17 protein-coding genes are annotated in these 13,565 nt (G+C 70.5%); 10 read left to right on the top strand and 7 right to left on the bottom strand.

From position 1 onward, the window contains the following. Positions 1 to 365: 365 nt before the first annotated feature. Positions 366 to 1,532, bottom strand: a complete 1,167-nt coding sequence (locus tag ACERZO_RS41425) for a pyridoxal phosphate-dependent aminotransferase (protein ID WP_372671454.1) — start codon at positions 1,530 to 1,532, stop codon at positions 366 to 368. A gap of 29 nt (positions 1,533 to 1,561) precedes the next feature. Here ACERZO_RS41425 and ACERZO_RS41420 point away from each other — a divergent pair, with 29 nt between their 5' ends. Then, on the top strand, positions 1,562 to 2,860 hold the full coding sequence (locus tag ACERZO_RS41420; protein ID WP_372671453.1) for a DUF445 domain-containing protein: 1,299 nt from the start codon (positions 1,562 to 1,564) through the stop codon (positions 2,858 to 2,860). Positions 2,861 to 3,419: 559 nt separating this feature from the next. Here ACERZO_RS41420 and ACERZO_RS41415 read toward each other — a convergent pair. Next, positions 3,420 to 3,890 carry a CGNR zinc finger domain-containing protein gene (locus tag ACERZO_RS41415; RefSeq protein WP_372671452.1) on the bottom strand — a complete coding sequence of 157 codons (471 nt, stop codon included), beginning with the start codon at positions 3,888 to 3,890 and terminating at the stop codon, positions 3,420 to 3,422. 90 nt (positions 3,891 to 3,980) lie between these two features. On the opposite strand from ACERZO_RS41415, the gene ACERZO_RS41410 reads away from it, so the two are divergent. Genes ACERZO_RS41410 through ACERZO_RS41400 form a run of 3 tightly spaced genes read left to right on the top strand, consistent with a single transcriptional unit; the run spans position 3,981 to position 5,329 of the window. Then, on the top strand, positions 3,981 to 4,349 hold the full coding sequence (locus ACERZO_RS41410) for a VOC family protein (protein WP_372671451.1): 369 nt from the start codon (positions 3,981 to 3,983) through the stop codon (positions 4,347 to 4,349). A 7-nt stretch (positions 4,350 to 4,356) separates the two neighbouring features. Next, positions 4,357 to 4,716, top strand: a complete 360-nt coding sequence (locus ACERZO_RS41405) for a TFIIB-type zinc ribbon-containing protein (RefSeq protein WP_372671450.1) — start codon at positions 4,357 to 4,359, stop codon at positions 4,714 to 4,716. A 1-nt stretch (position 4,717) separates the two neighbouring features. Beyond that, positions 4,718 to 5,329 (top strand): AAA family ATPase, encoded by a 612-nt coding sequence (locus ACERZO_RS41400; protein ID WP_372671449.1) that lies wholly within the window; start codon positions 4,718 to 4,720, stop codon positions 5,327 to 5,329. Here the strand turns inward: ACERZO_RS41400 and ACERZO_RS41395 are convergent. Next, the gene (locus ACERZO_RS41395) at positions 5,326 to 6,474 is read right to left on the bottom strand and encodes a methyltransferase domain-containing protein (protein WP_372671448.1); all 1,149 of its coding nucleotides are present in this window, start codon (positions 6,472 to 6,474) and stop codon (positions 5,326 to 5,328) included. The genes ACERZO_RS41400 and ACERZO_RS41395 overlap by 4 nt on opposite strands. Before the next feature lie 151 nt (positions 6,475 to 6,625). Between ACERZO_RS41395 and ACERZO_RS41390 the strand changes: the two genes are divergently transcribed. The 6 genes from ACERZO_RS41390 to ACERZO_RS41365 all read left to right on the top strand — a co-directional run bounded on the left by ACERZO_RS41390 (position 6,626) and on the right by ACERZO_RS41365 (position 11,090). Then, on the top strand, positions 6,626 to 7,042 hold the full coding sequence (locus ACERZO_RS41390) for a helix-turn-helix domain-containing protein (RefSeq protein ID WP_372671538.1): 417 nt from the start codon (positions 6,626 to 6,628) through the stop codon (positions 7,040 to 7,042). Then, entirely contained in the window at positions 7,039 to 7,731 is a 693-nt protein-coding gene (locus tag ACERZO_RS41385; RefSeq protein ID WP_372671447.1) for a hypothetical protein, read from the top strand. Before ACERZO_RS41390 ends, ACERZO_RS41385 begins: the two co-directional genes overlap by 4 nt. Before the next feature lie 84 nt (positions 7,732 to 7,815). Then, on the top strand, positions 7,816 to 8,109 hold the full coding sequence (locus ACERZO_RS41380; protein WP_372671446.1) for a DUF2516 family protein: 294 nt from the start codon (positions 7,816 to 7,818) through the stop codon (positions 8,107 to 8,109). A 13-nt stretch (positions 8,110 to 8,122) separates the two neighbouring features. Continuing rightward, positions 8,123 to 8,665: a YbaK/EbsC family protein gene (locus tag ACERZO_RS41375; protein WP_372671445.1), complete on the top strand. Its 543-nt coding sequence runs from the start codon at positions 8,123 to 8,125 to the stop codon at positions 8,663 to 8,665. Beyond that, positions 8,662 to 9,669: an ornithine cyclodeaminase family protein gene (locus ACERZO_RS41370; protein ID WP_372671444.1), complete on the top strand. Its 1,008-nt coding sequence runs from the start codon at positions 8,662 to 8,664 to the stop codon at positions 9,667 to 9,669. Before ACERZO_RS41375 ends, ACERZO_RS41370 begins: the two co-directional genes overlap by 4 nt. Then, positions 9,666 to 11,090: an aromatic amino acid lyase gene (locus ACERZO_RS41365; protein ID WP_372671443.1), complete on the top strand. Its 1,425-nt coding sequence runs from the start codon at positions 9,666 to 9,668 to the stop codon at positions 11,088 to 11,090. Before ACERZO_RS41370 ends, ACERZO_RS41365 begins: the two co-directional genes overlap by 4 nt. Here ACERZO_RS41365 and ACERZO_RS41360 read toward each other — a convergent pair. Genes ACERZO_RS41360 through ACERZO_RS41345 form a run of 4 tightly spaced genes read right to left on the bottom strand, consistent with a single transcriptional unit; the run spans position 11,080 to position 13,543 of the window. Next, positions 11,080 to 11,256, bottom strand: a complete 177-nt coding sequence (locus tag ACERZO_RS41360; protein WP_372671442.1) for a DUF397 domain-containing protein — start codon at positions 11,254 to 11,256, stop codon at positions 11,080 to 11,082. The genes ACERZO_RS41365 and ACERZO_RS41360 overlap by 11 nt on opposite strands. Positions 11,257 to 11,268: 12 nt before the next feature. After that, positions 11,269 to 12,105, bottom strand: a complete 837-nt coding sequence (locus ACERZO_RS41355) for a helix-turn-helix domain-containing protein (RefSeq protein WP_372671441.1) — start codon at positions 12,103 to 12,105, stop codon at positions 11,269 to 11,271. A 38-nt stretch (positions 12,106 to 12,143) separates the two neighbouring features. Further along, positions 12,144 to 12,857: an ABC transporter permease gene (locus ACERZO_RS41350; RefSeq protein WP_372671440.1), complete on the bottom strand. Its 714-nt coding sequence runs from the start codon at positions 12,855 to 12,857 to the stop codon at positions 12,144 to 12,146. Continuing rightward, the gene (locus tag ACERZO_RS41345) at positions 12,854 to 13,543 is read right to left on the bottom strand and encodes an ABC transporter permease (RefSeq protein WP_372671439.1); all 690 of its coding nucleotides are present in this window, start codon (positions 13,541 to 13,543) and stop codon (positions 12,854 to 12,856) included. The genes ACERZO_RS41350 and ACERZO_RS41345 overlap by 4 nt, the downstream gene beginning before the upstream one ends. Positions 13,544 to 13,565: the final 22 nt, after the last annotated feature.

The following is a 13,565-nucleotide window of genomic DNA, read 5'->3' as shown; positions in this document are numbered from 1 at the left end:
TGGCCTGGCAAGGCAACTGCGGCCGACGAGTTGATCACTCTCAGTGCCGTTCGGAGGTTTCTCTGCGGCCATTCGGACGATTCCTGCAACTTGCACATTCGGACGTTGACCTGATGTTTCGCCACTGCCCATCGCGACCGGTGTCCGTTCGGTGGCGTTCAGTGTTCGTGAAGGAGTTTTTGGCCGGGTGCCGGAAATCGGTCCGCGGAGTGGGACGGGGCACACCCGTTCCGCGTGCGGTCGGTGACCAACCGACCGTCGAGCTGTGTGGCCGCGGCTCCGGAGCGTGACGACCCGTCCGGACGCCCGCCTCGCGAGACCGGCTCGGCGACGCGGAAGGCCGCCACCGAGCCGGATCGCGGTCGTCAGACCAGTTTGCGCAATCGGGTGACGCCCTCGTCGATGACGTCGTTGCGCTTGCAGAACGCGAAACGCAGGAGGTGTTTCCACTCGTCCGGGTGATCGGTGAACACCTTCACGGGCACCGCGGCGACCCCGACGCGGCCGGGCAGCTCCCACGCCAGGTCGGCGGCGTCGGTGAAGCCGAGCGGCCGCACGTCGACGCAGACGAAGTACGTGCCCGCCGTCGGCCGTACCGTGAAGCCGGCGTCGGCGAGCCCGGCCGAAAGCCGGTCGCGCTTCTCCTGCAGCGACGCGCGCAGGCCGTCGACCCAGGTCAGCTCGTGGTCGAGCGCGTGCGCGACGGCCGGCTGCAGCGGTCCGCCGGACACGAACGTGATGAACTGCTTCGCCGCCTTCACCGCCGCGACCAGCTCCGGCGTCGAGCAGACCCAGCCGATCTTCCAGCCGGTGCAGTTGAACGTCTTCCCGGCGCTCGAGATGCTCACCGTCCGCGGCCGCATCCCGGGGAGCGTGACCAGCGGGATGTGCTCCGCGTCGTCGAACACCAGGTGCTCGTAGACCTCGTCGCAGATCGCGATCAGGTCGTGCTCGACGCACAGCGCGGCGAGCGCTTCCAGCTCGGCGCGGGTGAACACGGTGCCGGTCGGGTTGTGCGGCGAGTTGACCAGGATCGCCCTGGTCCGCGGCGTGACGGCGGCGCGCAGGCCCTCGACGTCGAGCCCGAACCGGCCGTCCGGGCCTTCGACGAGCCCGACGACCCGCCGCTCGGCGCCCGCCATCGCGACCGCCGCGGCGTAGGAGTCGTAGTACGGCTCGATGACGATGACCTCGTCGCCGGCCTCGGTCAGCGCGATCAGCGTGGCGGTGATGGCCTCGGTCGCGCCCGCGGTGACCAGGATCTCGGTGTCCGGGTCGTACTCGGTGCCGTAGCGCTGCCGGTGCCGCGCGATCGCCGCGCGCAGCTCGGGCCGCCCCGGCCCCGGCGGGTACTGGTTGGCCCCGCCGAACAGCGCGTTCTTGGCGGCGTCGAGCATGCCGGCCGGGCCGTCGGTGTCCGGGAAGCCCTGGCCGAGGTTGACGGCGTCGTGCTGGACGGCCAGCGCGGTCATCTCGGCGAAGATGGTCGAGGTGAACGGCCGGAGGCGGGGGACGAGAGCAGATTCGCGCACGATCAAGCATCCTCACGGACAATGGTGATGTGGAGCAACTGACCCCCGCCAAGGTGACGCCCGCCGATCCGCCGGGCGGCGCCGCCGGCGAAGAGGAAAAGCGGCGCGCGCTGCGCAAGATGAAGCTGGTCGCGCTGTCGTTCCTGCTCGGTGCCACGCTGGTGTTCCTGCTGACCAGCTGGGCGCAGTCGGCCGGCTGGCCGGGCTGGGTCGGCTACGTGCGCGCCGCGGCCGAGGCCGGCATGGTCGGCGCGCTGGCCGACTGGTTCGCCGTCACGGCGCTGTTCCGCCACCCGCTCGGGCTGAAGATCCCGCACACAGCGATCATCCCGAACAAGAAGGACGCGCTGGGCAACAGCCTCGGCGACTTCGTCGGGTCGAACTTCCTGTCCGAGGAGGTCGTGCGCGACAAGCTCAAGCGCGTCGAGATCGCGCGGCGGCTGGGTGCGTGGCTGGCGCAGGAGGAGAACGCCGAACGCGTGACGTCCGAGCTGGCCACGATGGTCCGCGCCGCCGTTCGCGTCCTGCGGGACGAGGACGTCCAGGCGATCATGGAGCAGGCGGTCGCGCGGCGGATCATCGACAAGCCGTGGGGCCCGCCGCTGGGCAAGATCCTGCAGGGCGTCTTCGCCGACGGCGCGCACCACAAGCTCGTGGACCTGATGTGCGACCGCGCGTACGAGTGGGTCCGCGACAACCACACGACGATGCTGCGCGTGGTGTCCGACCGGGCGCCGAGCTGGTCGCCGAAGTTCGTCGACGAGATGCTCGCGGACAAGGTGTACGGCGAGGTGCTGTCGTTCGCGTGGGCGGTGAAGACGGACGTCAACCACCCGATGCGGCTGGCGCTGGACAAGTTCCTCGGCGAGTTCGCCCAGGACCTGCAGACCGACCCGGACGTGATGGCCCGCGCCGAGCAGGTGAAGGGCCAGATCGTGCACCACGAGGAGGTCCAGCGCCTGATCGGCTCGGCGTGGAGCACGGCGAAGGAGATGCTGCTGACGGCGGCGGAGGACCCGTCGAGCGAGCTGCGCCGCCGCGTCCGCCTGGGGTTGACGTCGCTGGGCACGCGGCTGGTGTCGGACGACCAGCTGCGCGCGAAGGCGGACGGCTGGGTCGAGGGCGCCGCGGCGTACTTGGTGAAGAACTACTCGCGCGAGATCACGACGATCATCACGGACACGGTCGAGCGCTGGGACGCCGAGGAGACGTCGCGGAAGATCGAGCTCCAGGTGGGGCGCGACCTGCAGTTCATCCGGATCAACGGCACGGTCGTGGGTGCGTTGGCCGGGCTGGTCATCTACGCCGTGGCGGAGCTGCTGTTCTGACGAGCTGAGTCGTATACCACATCTGGGGGAGTCTCAAACCAGTTGTCCACAGGAAGCTGAGTTATCCCCGGGGTTATCCACAGGTTTTCACGGTGATGGCCTAATCGCTGTCCACAACGTGTGGGGGGTACGGGAGGCGGGGCGTGGATATGTGGGGGGTTGGGGCCGAGTTGTCCACAGCCGTTCGTGGGTCCGCCGCTCGGATGAGTGCGCCGCTCAGCCGGTTCGCGGTTCCCGGAAGGTCTTGAATGAGTCATTCAGGACCTCTGGAGCCCTGAATGACTCATTCAGGGCGTTCGGCCGGGTGACTACGGGGCTCGCCGCTGCGAGTCGTTCACCTCGTCGCGTTTCAGTTCGGCTCTCCGCGGCTCCCGCCGCGCCCGCGTGCCGCTTCGGCCCCAGGCAGCAGGTCCGCCGCTCGGATGAGTGCCCGCGCCTCCTCGCGAAGCGACATGAATGACTCATTCATGTCGTCCGACGACATGAATGAGTCATTCACTACGTTCGTCCGGGCGGGTGGCCCAGCTGTGGCGGGTGTCTGGTGCCGGCGCTTGGGGCGTCAGCCCGCTGCGGTCTCCGCCGCCCGGGCGCGCCAGCCGCGGGCCTTCTCGCGGTTGCCGCACACCCGCATCGAGCACCACGTCCGCGACCGGTTGCGGGACTCGTCGTAGAACGCCCACAGGCACGTGTCAGCCGGGCAGATCTTCAGCCGGATCCAGTCGCCGCGCACGACCAGGCGGGCGCAGGCTGCGAACACCGCGCCCACCACGTCGTCCGCCACCAGGGCCGGGCCGGCCTCCGTGAGAGAAATCCGCGTGCCGACGTCCAAGCTCCCGCCCGGCAGTCGCGGGTCGCCGATCGCGGCGCGCAACGCGTCCCGCGCCGCGCGTGCCTCGGTGGCCGGGTTGGCCGTCAGTGCCCGGCCGGCCGCCCACTCGCGCCACTGCCCGGGATCTTCGAGCAGGTCAGTGCCCTCTTCGACGTTGACCGTGTTGAGGAACTCCACGACGAGGGAGGCGTCGGTGTGCACCGAACCAGTGTACGGCGGCCGGTGGTTGCCCTCGTGTGCGCTAACCGACATACTCCGATAGACGGTTACTCACGATCGAAGGGAGCGACGATGAGTGCGGTACCGACGCTGGGTGTGGTGGCCCTCGACTGCCCCGACCCGGTGGCGCTGGCCGGCTTCTACCGGGCCGTGCTGGAGTGGGACGAGCCCGAAGTCGCCGAGGACGGCCACTGGGTCACCCTCGCCAACCCGGCCGGCGGCGCCGGGATCGCGTTCCAGCGGGTGGCCGACTACCAGCCCCCGTCGTGGCCGTCCGCGGAGAACCCGCAGCAGCTGCACCTGGACCTGAACGTCACGGACCTGGAAGCGGCGCACGAGCGCGTGCTCGGCCTGGGCGCGAAACTGCTGGACGACGCGCCGAAGACGTTCCGCGTCTACGCCGATCCGGTGGGGCACCCCTTCTGCCTGTGCGCCTGCTGACCGATTTGTGCGTAGGCTCGCATGTGTGATTTGTCCGAAGTGTCAGAACCAGATGCGGACCGTGGACAAGAACGGCGTCCACATCGAGCAGTGCGAGGGCTGCCGCGGGATCTTCCTGGACCGCGGTGAGCTCGAAGCGATCGCCGGTGCGGAGAGTTCCTTCTACGGCCACCAGCCGCCGCCCTACCGAGGTCATGCCGACTCGCCGCGCCCCTACCGCGGCGGCTACCCGGATTCGCCCAAGGCGTACCGCGGCGGCGGGTACGGGGACTCGCCGCGGCCGCACCGCGGGTATTCGGATTCGCCGAGGCCGTACGGCCACAGCGGCCACCGCAAGCGCGGCTTCCTCGAGAACCTCTTCGACTGAGGTGGGTCTCGACCTGCGGATCTGCCCGGCGTGCGGCGACCGGGCGGACCGCCCGCTCGTCGCCGGGGCCGTCCTCACGTGCCGGAAGTGCGGGCACGAGTGGCCGTTCCGCAAGCTGCCGCTGTTCGCGCTGACCGGCCCGAGCGGCGCCGGGAAGTCGACGATGGGACCGCTGCTGGCCGAGCGCTTGGCCGGTGACGTCGTCGTGCTGGAGCAGGACATCCTCTGGGTGGACGGCCTGCGCGACGACGTCACGGCGTTCCGCGCGCTGTGGCTGCGGATGGCGGCGGTGCTGCACCAGAACGGCCGCCCGGTCGTGCTGTGCGGCACGGTCGCGCCCCCGGAGTTCGAGCCGCTGCCGGAACGCGCGTTCTTCAGCGACATCCACTACCTGGCGCTGGTGAGCACGCCGGAGTCGCTGGGCCGCCGCCTGCGGGCGCGCCCGGCGTGGCGCGAGTGGGACGAGCCGCGGATCGAGGAGATGCTGGAGTTCAACGACTGGCTCCGGAAGTCGGCGCCGGAGCTGGGCGTGGACCTCTTCGACACCACGGACGCCTCGACGGAGGCGACGGCCGACCACGTCGAGAAGTGGATCCGCGACCGGTTGCCCTAGCCGAGCGGCCAGGTGCGGCCGTCCGGTTCGTCGAGCCAGAACTCCTGGCGCTCGTCGGTGACCGTCACGCCGAAGCGGTCGCGGTCCGGCTTGCCCAGCTCGCACCACTCGACGAACGCCGCCTCCGCGATCTCCCACAGCGCCCGCGGGCCGCCCTGGGCGACCTCGTCCGCGCCGCCGCGCTTGCGGTGGCGGACCCACGAGCCGTCCGGGTGCACCAGCGCCACGCCCGGGGCGTCGCCGTCGTCGCTCTCGCGCACCGGCCGGACGCCGGGGAGGGCCAGGCCGGCGAAGAACTCGAACTGCTTGCGCGGCTGGAGCACCGTCGACATCGGCAGCCGCGTCTGCTCCCAGTCGTCCCGTGACGGCATCGGCAGCCGGTCCGCCTCCGGCAGCCGGTGCGCGCGAAGCGGCATGAAACGGCCGTCGCGCGCGAGGACGTGACCTTGCCCGGTGCCGTCTTCGCCGGCGACGAGCCGGATCAGCCCGGCGCCGATCGGCCGGTTCAGCGTCGTCACGATCAGGCCGCCCGGCACCGTCTGCGAGAGCCACGCGAGCGGGATCGACGAGACCGACGCCGTGCACAGCACCCGGTCGAACACGGTGCCGGCCGGGAAGCCGAGCGCGCCGTCGCCGACCGCGCACGCCGGGCGGTAGCCCGCCTGCGCCAGCCGCTCGCGCGCCTCGTCGACGAGCACCGGGTCGATGTCCACTGTGGACACCTGGCCGGCGCCGCAGCGGTGGCTCAGCAGGGCGGCGTTGTAGCCGGTGCCGGTGCCGATCTCGAGGACGCGCTGCCCGTCGCGCACCCGCAGCTCCTCGAGCATGATCGCCATGATCGACGGCATGCTCGACGAGCTCGTCGGCGTCCCCGGCACCGGCCCGGTGCGCCGGGCGAGCTCCCAGCGGTCCGGATCGTCGTCGAGCTGCGTGACCAGGACGTCCCGCGAGTAGACGGTCTCCAGCCAGCCCGGGTCCTCCCGGTCGACCGCCGCCCACAGCCCGCCCGCCGGCGCGAAGAACCGCGGCAGGAAGACGTGGCGCGGCACCGCGCGGAAGGCGGAAATCCATTCCGGAGCGTGCAGGACGTCCTCGTCGAGCAGGTGCTCGACGAGCCGCCGCCGCAGCCGGGCCGAGCGCGTCATGCGACCACGTTAGCGGGTGAGCACCACCACACCCGATAGTTGCAAGCAGAGTGCTTGCAATAGCTAGCACTCGCGCGTACCGTCGGAGGTGTCGCGAGGAGGTGACCGGATGGCAGAAACCGGTGGGACCCAGCCCGGATCCGGCGGTCCCATGGAGAAGGTCGCGGACATCGCTTCCGACATCGGCGAGTACATCCGCCAGCAGCGCAACACCGCGAAGATCTCGTTGCGCCAGCTGTCGAAGCTCGCCGGCGTGTCCAACCCGTACCTGAGCCAGATCGAGCGCGGGGTGCGCAAGCCCAGCGCGGAGATCCTGCAGCAGATCGCCAAGGGCCTGCGCATATCGGCGGAAGCGCTGTACGTGCAGGCCGGGATCCTCGACCTGCCGACGGGTGGGCCGGTGGGCGACGCGATCCGCGCCGACGCCGAGCTGACCGAACGGCAGAAGCAGGTCCTGCTCGACGTCTACGAGTCCTTCCGCCGGGAGAACGCCGCGGCACGGCCGGCCGCCGAGCCTTCTCCCACCGCCGACACCGAACCAGCCGCAGACACCAAGGAGTCAGCATGACCACCCCCAAGACCACCGAAGACGTCAAGAAGGCCGTCACCACCGCCTTCGACCAGGTCCGCACCCCGCTGCTCGCCGCCCTCGGCGCCGGCAACCTGGCCACCCACGCCGTCACCGACGCCGTGGCGAAGGCCAAGGAGAACGTGACCAAGAGCGGCGAGGCCGCCCGCAAGAACCTGCAGGAGCTGCCGACCGACGTCGAGAGCCTCCGCGAGAAGCTGGACCCGGCCGAGCTGCGCAAGGTCATCGACGAGTACACCGAGGCCGCGCTCAAGCTGTACAACAAGCTGGCCGAGTCGGGCGAGCAGGCGTGGGACAAGATCGCCGCGCAGCCGCAGGTCAAGAAGGCCATCGAGCAGCTCGAGGAGGCCCTCACCACCGCGCAGGGCCAGGCCGAGGTCGTGAGCACCGAGGTCCGCGAGCGCGTCGACGGCGTGCTGGCCAAGGTGACCAAGCGCACCCGCTCGGCCGGTGAGAAGACCGCCCGCAAGGTGACCGAGGTCGCCGGCGAGGCCGCCGACGCCATCGAGGAGCTGGGTGACGACGTCGCCCACGAGACCCGCTCCGCGAGCCGCAAGGTCGCCAACAAGACGGCCCCGAAGACGGCCGCCCCGGCCCGTCGCAGCACCGGTGGCACGACCACCAGCGCCGCCGCGAAGAAGCCGGCCGCGCCGAAGGCCGACAAGTAAAGACGCCGTGAACCCTTCGGCCCCGCCACCGGACCCCGGTGGCGGGGCCGGGGTCGTTCGGGCGGTTTGCCGTAAGCTGTCGCTGTGCTGATTGCCTACTGGATCCTCGAAGTCATCCATTGGGGCAGCGCGCTGGTCGGGCTCTTCGCCTTCGTGCACGCGCTGCTTCAGCGCGCCGACGCGTATTCGGCGGCCGACCGCAAGACCAAGCCCGTGTGGATGCTCATCACCGGTGGCGCGACGCTCGCCATGGTGCTGTTCCCCGTGATGGGTCCCGGGATGATCTTCTACGTGCCCGCCATGGCCGCGGCCCTGGTCTACATCGTGGACGTCCGGCCGAAGCTGATCGAGGTCCAGCGCGGCGGCTCCAGCTGGTAGCTAGTCTGGGCGGGTGACCTGGACCATCGCCGGGAGCCTCACCGTCGTTCCCGCCCCCACGCGTACTGACCTGCTCGCCGAGCCCGTCGCCAAGGCGCTGGCCGCGCTCGCCGACCCGGACGCCGTCGGCGTCGCCGAGATCGACCCGTCGCTGGCCGATACCGCCGCCTTCTGCGAGGCCTACGGCTCGCCGCTCGAGGCGTCCGCCAACTGCGTTGTCGTCGCCGGCAAGCGCGCCGGCGAAGTCCGCTTCGCGGCCGCGCTCGTGCTCGCCACCACCCGCGCCGACGTCAACGGCGTCATCAAGCGCCGCCTCGACGTCCGCAAGGCCTCCTTCGCGCCGATGGACGAAGCCGTTTCCCTCACCGGCATGGAGTACGGCGGCATCACACCCGTCGGCCTGCCCGCCGAGTGGCCGATCCTGATCGACCAGCGGGTCGCCGACGCGCCCGAGCTCGTCATCGGCAGCGGGATCCGCGGCAGCAAGCTGCTGATCTCCGGCACCGCGCTGGCCGCGCTGCCCGGCGCCGAGGTCATCGAGGACCTCGCCAAGTGACGTCCGTCTGGCTCCGGTACCTGACCGGTGCCGACATCGACTCGCTCGGCGTCACCGAAGCGGACATCGTCGGCGCGGTGGAGGACGTCCTCGCCGACCACGGCCGCGGTCAGGTCGTCTTCGAGCCGCGTACGCACCTCGTGCCGGACAACGGCGGCAAGGGCCACTTCAACATCCTCCGCGGCCACCTCTCCGCAAAGCAGGTCAGCGGCGTGAAGGTCGTCGGTGACTTCGTGGGGAACTTCGAACGGGGCCTCCCTTCGGAAATGGCGTTGATCCTGCTGCTCGACCCGGACACCGGCATGCCGCGGGCCATCGTCGACGGCACGATGATCACCGAGGCCCGCACCGGCGCGATGACCGCCGTCGGCGCGAAGTACCTCGCCCGCCCGGACTCCCGGGTGCTCGGGCACATCGGCGCTCGCGGCACCGCGTGGTGGAACGTCGTGCTCCTCGACTCGCTGTTCGACTTCGCCGAAATCCGCGTGACCAGCAAGCGCCCGGAGTCCCGCGAGGACTTCGGCCGCCGGCTGTCGGAACGGCTCGGCAAGGACGTCCGCGTCTGCGCCACGGCCGAGGAGACCCTGGACGGCGCGGACATCCAGGTCGAGGCCTCCCGGCTGGTCGAACCCGAACCGCTGGTGCGGCGCGAGTTCCTCCGGCCGGGCACCTTCCTGGTGCCCTACGGCACGATCAGCGCGCTGGAGCTCACGCTGCTCGACGACGTCGACAAGGTCGTCGTCGACGACTGGCGCGAATCGCAGTCCGGCAACCCGCGGTTCGGCGCCCTGCGCCCGCAGCTCAACGCCGGCCTCCTCACCGCGGACGGGGTCCACGCCGAGATCGGCGACGTCGTGGCCGGGAAGAAGCCAGGCCGCGAGCACGACGCCGAACGGATCCTGTTCTGGCACCGCGGACTGTCCACAACGGACGTAGCGGTGGCGAACATGATCCTCGCCCGTGCCGAGGCTTCCGGCGTCGGCACCATGCTGCCGTACCGATGATCACCGACGGAAGCGAGTTCGCCGACAGTGAACGGTTGATTCTGGACAAAGCGCTGGTCACAGCGTTGCGAGAGCGCCGGAACGCGCTCTTGACGGCCCTCGAAAGCCGCGAAAAGCCCGTCTACGGCGTCAACACCGGCATGGGCCGCCTCGCGGGGATCGCCCTCGACGCGCGGCAGCAGGCAGAGCACCAGCGCAACCTGCTGATCGGCCGCGCGGTCGGCGGTCCGCCGTGGCTCCCGCCGGAGGACGTCCGGTCGCTGCTTCTGGTGCGGCTGCGCGACTTCCTGCAACCGTGGTCGGGGGTCAGCGCCGAGCTGGTGCAGTTCCTCGTGGACCGCCTCAACGACGGGTTCACGCCCGCTGTCCCGCGCGGCGGCCTCGGCAGTTCGGGCGAGATCATCCCGCTGTCGCACGCCTTCCAGACGTTCCTCGGCATCGGCACCGTCCTCGAAGACGGCGTCGAAACGCCCGCGGCGGACGCGCTTGCTCGCCGAGATGCCGAGCCGTACGTGTTGGGGCCCAAGGAAGGTGCTTCACTGCTTCAGGGTTCTCCGCTGGCCGTAATGCACGCGCGACGCGGGTGGGCCGAAGCGCGGCAGCTCATCCAGCTGCAGACGCTCACCGAGGCGATGGCGATCGACGTCCTCGGGGCGCCGCGCGAGGTGTTCGCCCCGGTCATGGCGGGCGGCGACGACCACCTGCGACGGCTGCTGGAGGCCCTGACCGGGATGGTGGGCGCGGGGCCCGTGCGCTCGGAAGTCGTGCAGGCGCCGCTTTCGGTGCGGGTTGCCCCGCGGGCGCTGGCGCACGCCTCCCGGGTGAACACCGAACTGCACGAGACGGTGGCGCGCTGGCAGACGATGCCGGGCGACTCGCCGTCGTTCGTCGACGGGGAGTTCCTCCCGGGGACGGCGTACCACGCGGTGGACCTCGGGCTGCGCATGGACGCGCTGACCGCGGCGCTCGTCCACCTCGGCGAGATTTCGGTGCAGCGGATGCACCGGCTGCTCGACGAGCGCTTCAGCGGCCTCCCGGCGCAGCTCACGGCGGATCCCGGGCCGCGGGCGGGGTTGGTGCCGCTGCACAAACGGGCGGTCGGCGAGCTGCACGCGTTGCGCCGGCTCGCGACGCCCGCGACGCTCGGTTCGATCGACACCTCGGCCGGCCAGGAGGACGTGCAAGCGTTTGCGTGGGCGGCGGGGGAGCAGCTGCGGGCCGCCGCGACGCACCTCTTCGCGATCACGGCGTGCGAGCTGGTCACCGGGTCGCAGGCGCGGTACCTGGCGTCGGACGGCGTGCCGGGGCTGGGCGCGGCTTACGAGTGGGTGCGGTCGGTCGTGCCGCCGGTGGACGAGGACCGGCCGCTGGGGCTCGAGGTGGAACGGCTGATCGAGGCGTGCCGGTCGTTCAGCGGATGATTTCGCCGATGTGGCGCCAGGTTTCGGGCGACACGGTCAGTGTGCCGGACGCCGGAGCTTTCGAATCCCGCACCGCGACCGCGCCGGGCGTGAAGGCCACCTCGACGCAGTCGGCCTGGTTACCGCCGTTGCTGTAGCTGCTCTTGCGCCAATGGGCATCGGGCACGGTGCGCCTCCGTCAGGTGTCGGCGATCACCCGCCGGATCAACTCGAGAGAATCCGGTTCGTCCAAAGCGATGTCGGCGAGGTGGCGGAAAATCAGCCTAGCAGCGTTGACGTCCTTCGATTTCTCGAACTGAAGCGAGCCGAAACCATGCTCGACGTAAGCGATGTCCGGCTCGGAGAGCTGCGGGTAGCTGAGGATGGTGAAGCTGCCGTCCCGACCGGGGTGGATGCCGTGGTGGATCGGCACGACCTGAATGGTGACGTTGGGCAACTGCGCGCGCTCGAGGATGTGCTCCAGCTGCGCAACCTGCTCGTTCGGGAGCAGGTCGGGGCGGCGGAGCGCGGACTCGTCGATGATCGCGTGCAGCAGGAGAGGCGGGTCGTCGGTGAGCCGAGCCTGGCGAAGCAGGCGGACAGCGACGGCGTTCTCCAACCTCCGGCCCGACATCGGGTCACGCGTGCCTGCGAAAGCCGCGCGCATCCAGGCTTCGGTCTGGAGGAGCCCGGGAACAAGGCCGAGCTGGTAGGTGCGGACCTCGTCCGCATCGGCCTCCAGCGGGACATAGCCCATGTCACTCAGGCCGTAGGCGTGCCACCAGCCCTTCTCCCACGCGCGGTCGTACTGGCGGACCCAGTCGTCGTAGTCCGACACGATCACGCCGTAGCGGTCGAGCAGCGCCAGGAAGCCGTTGTAGTCCGGCAAGTGACCCAGCTCGATGCGGCTCATCTTGTTCTTGTTGAACCGCATGGGCTCACCGGCTTCGACCTGGGTGAGGCCGGCGTCCTCACGCAGCCGTCTGAGCTTGTTCGCGAGCAGGCGCTTGCGGGCGTTGGGCTTCGGCCGGTCCATGCACGGATCGTAAGGTGTGACTGCTCAGGGTGAGATTCCTACGATTCGCGCCGGGCGTTCTGCAGGGCCAGACCTCGGGGTGTGGCCAAACGGGTGATGCCCGCGAAGACGCCGTCGCAGATCAGGGCCAGGGCCACCGCGGCCACGCCGCCCGCGAAGATCTCGCCGTAGCCCGACGCGCCGAGCGCGAAGCCGTCGACGATGTAGCGGCCGAGGCCGCCGCCGTCGTTGACGATCGCGCCGATCGCGACCGTCGCGATCAGCTGCAGGAACGACACCCGCGCGCCCGCCAGGATCACCGGGGAGGCCAGCGGCAGCTCGAGCCGCAGCATGATCTGCCACTCGCGGTAGCCCGTGCCGCGGGCCGCGTCGACCGTCTCCTGCTCCAGGGACACCACACCCGCGTACGTGTTCGTGAACAGCGGCGGCATCGCCAACGCCACCAGCGCCAGCAGCAGCGGCCAGAACGTCGTGTCGAACTCCCAGCGGCTGGCCAGGAACCAGAACAGGATGATCAGGCCGAAGCTCGGGATGGCCCGGCCGATGTTCACCGCGCTGCTCGCGAGGAACGCGCCGCGGCGGTAGTGGGCGAGCCACAACGCCGCCGGGATCGTCAGGACGGCCGCGATCACCAGGGCCAGCAGGGAAAACCTGAGGTGCTCCAGCGTGCGGTACGGGATGCCGGCCTTGTCCGTCCAGCTCCAGCGGTTCGGGTCGGCGAGCCACGCGTTCAGCTGGTCGAGGAAGCTCATCGCGCCCGCACCTTCCGCGTCCACGGCGCCAGCAGGCGCTCGCTGAACCACAGCAGGAGGTCGACGACCACCGCCAGCACCACCGAAAGCACCACGCCGACGATGATCTCGGTCGGGTTGGGCGTCGCCGTCTGGATGCCGGCGCGGATGAAGTAGCCCAGGCCGCCGAGGCCGAGCATCGACGTCACCGTGACCAGGCCGATCGTCGTCACCGCGGCGACGCGCAGGCCGGCGATCACCACCGGCAGCGCGAGCGGGAGCTCGATCTGCCAGAGCAGCCGGCCGCGCGTGTAACCCATGCCGACGGCGGCTTCGCGCACTTCGTTCGGCACCTGGTCGACGCCCGTGACGATGTTGCGGACCAGGATCAGCAGCGTGTACGTCGCGAGCGGGATCATCGCGGTGAGGAACGTCAGCCCGAAGAACGGCACCAGCACGGCGAACGCGCCCAGGCTCGGGATCACGTACAGCGCGCCGGCCGCGCTCAGGATGAAGCCGTACGACCAGCGGTACCGCAGCGAAAGCACCGCGAGCGCGATCGAGACGACCAGCCCGACGCCGAGCGCGGCGCCGGTCAGGGAGATGTGTTCGCCGAGGCGCTGGACGATGTCGTCCGCGTTGCGGTCCACCCACTTCCACTGGAAGATCGGCGGTCCGCTGTCCGCGGCCAGCGGGGTCACGTGCACCTGGCGACCCTACCCCGTTTGG

The organism is Amycolatopsis kentuckyensis, assembly GCF_041679295.1.
In the GTDB taxonomy this organism is placed as follows: Bacteria; Actinomycetota; Actinomycetes; order Mycobacteriales; family Pseudonocardiaceae; genus Amycolatopsis; species Amycolatopsis kentuckyensis_A.
Note: the sequence above shows the minus strand (reverse complement) of the source record. Positions and strands in the feature narration are given on the sequence as shown.

Excerpts from the sequence above, each read along its gene's own strand:
- ACERZO_RS41410 (WP_372671451.1), top strand. The coding sequence starts at position 3,981 with ATGAGTGCGGTACCGACGCTGGGTGTGGTGGCCCTCGACTGCCCCGAC.
- ACERZO_RS41395 (WP_372671448.1), bottom strand. The coding sequence starts at position 6,474 with ATGACGCGCTCGGCCCGGCTGCGGCGGCGGCTCGTCGAGCACCTGCTC.
- ACERZO_RS41390 (WP_372671538.1), top strand. The coding sequence starts at position 6,626 with ATGGAGAAGGTCGCGGACATCGCTTCCGACATCGGCGAGTACATCCGC.
- ACERZO_RS41385 (WP_372671447.1), top strand. The coding sequence starts at position 7,039 with ATGACCACCCCCAAGACCACCGAAGACGTCAAGAAGGCCGTCACCACC.
- ACERZO_RS41365 (WP_372671443.1), top strand. The coding sequence starts at position 9,666 with ATGATCACCGACGGAAGCGAGTTCGCCGACAGTGAACGGTTGATTCTG.
- ACERZO_RS41355 (WP_372671441.1), bottom strand. The coding sequence starts at position 12,105 with ATGGACCGGCCGAAGCCCAACGCCCGCAAGCGCCTGCTCGCGAACAAG.
- ACERZO_RS41350 (WP_372671440.1), bottom strand. The coding sequence starts at position 12,857 with ATGAGCTTCCTCGACCAGCTGAACGCGTGGCTCGCCGACCCGAACCGC.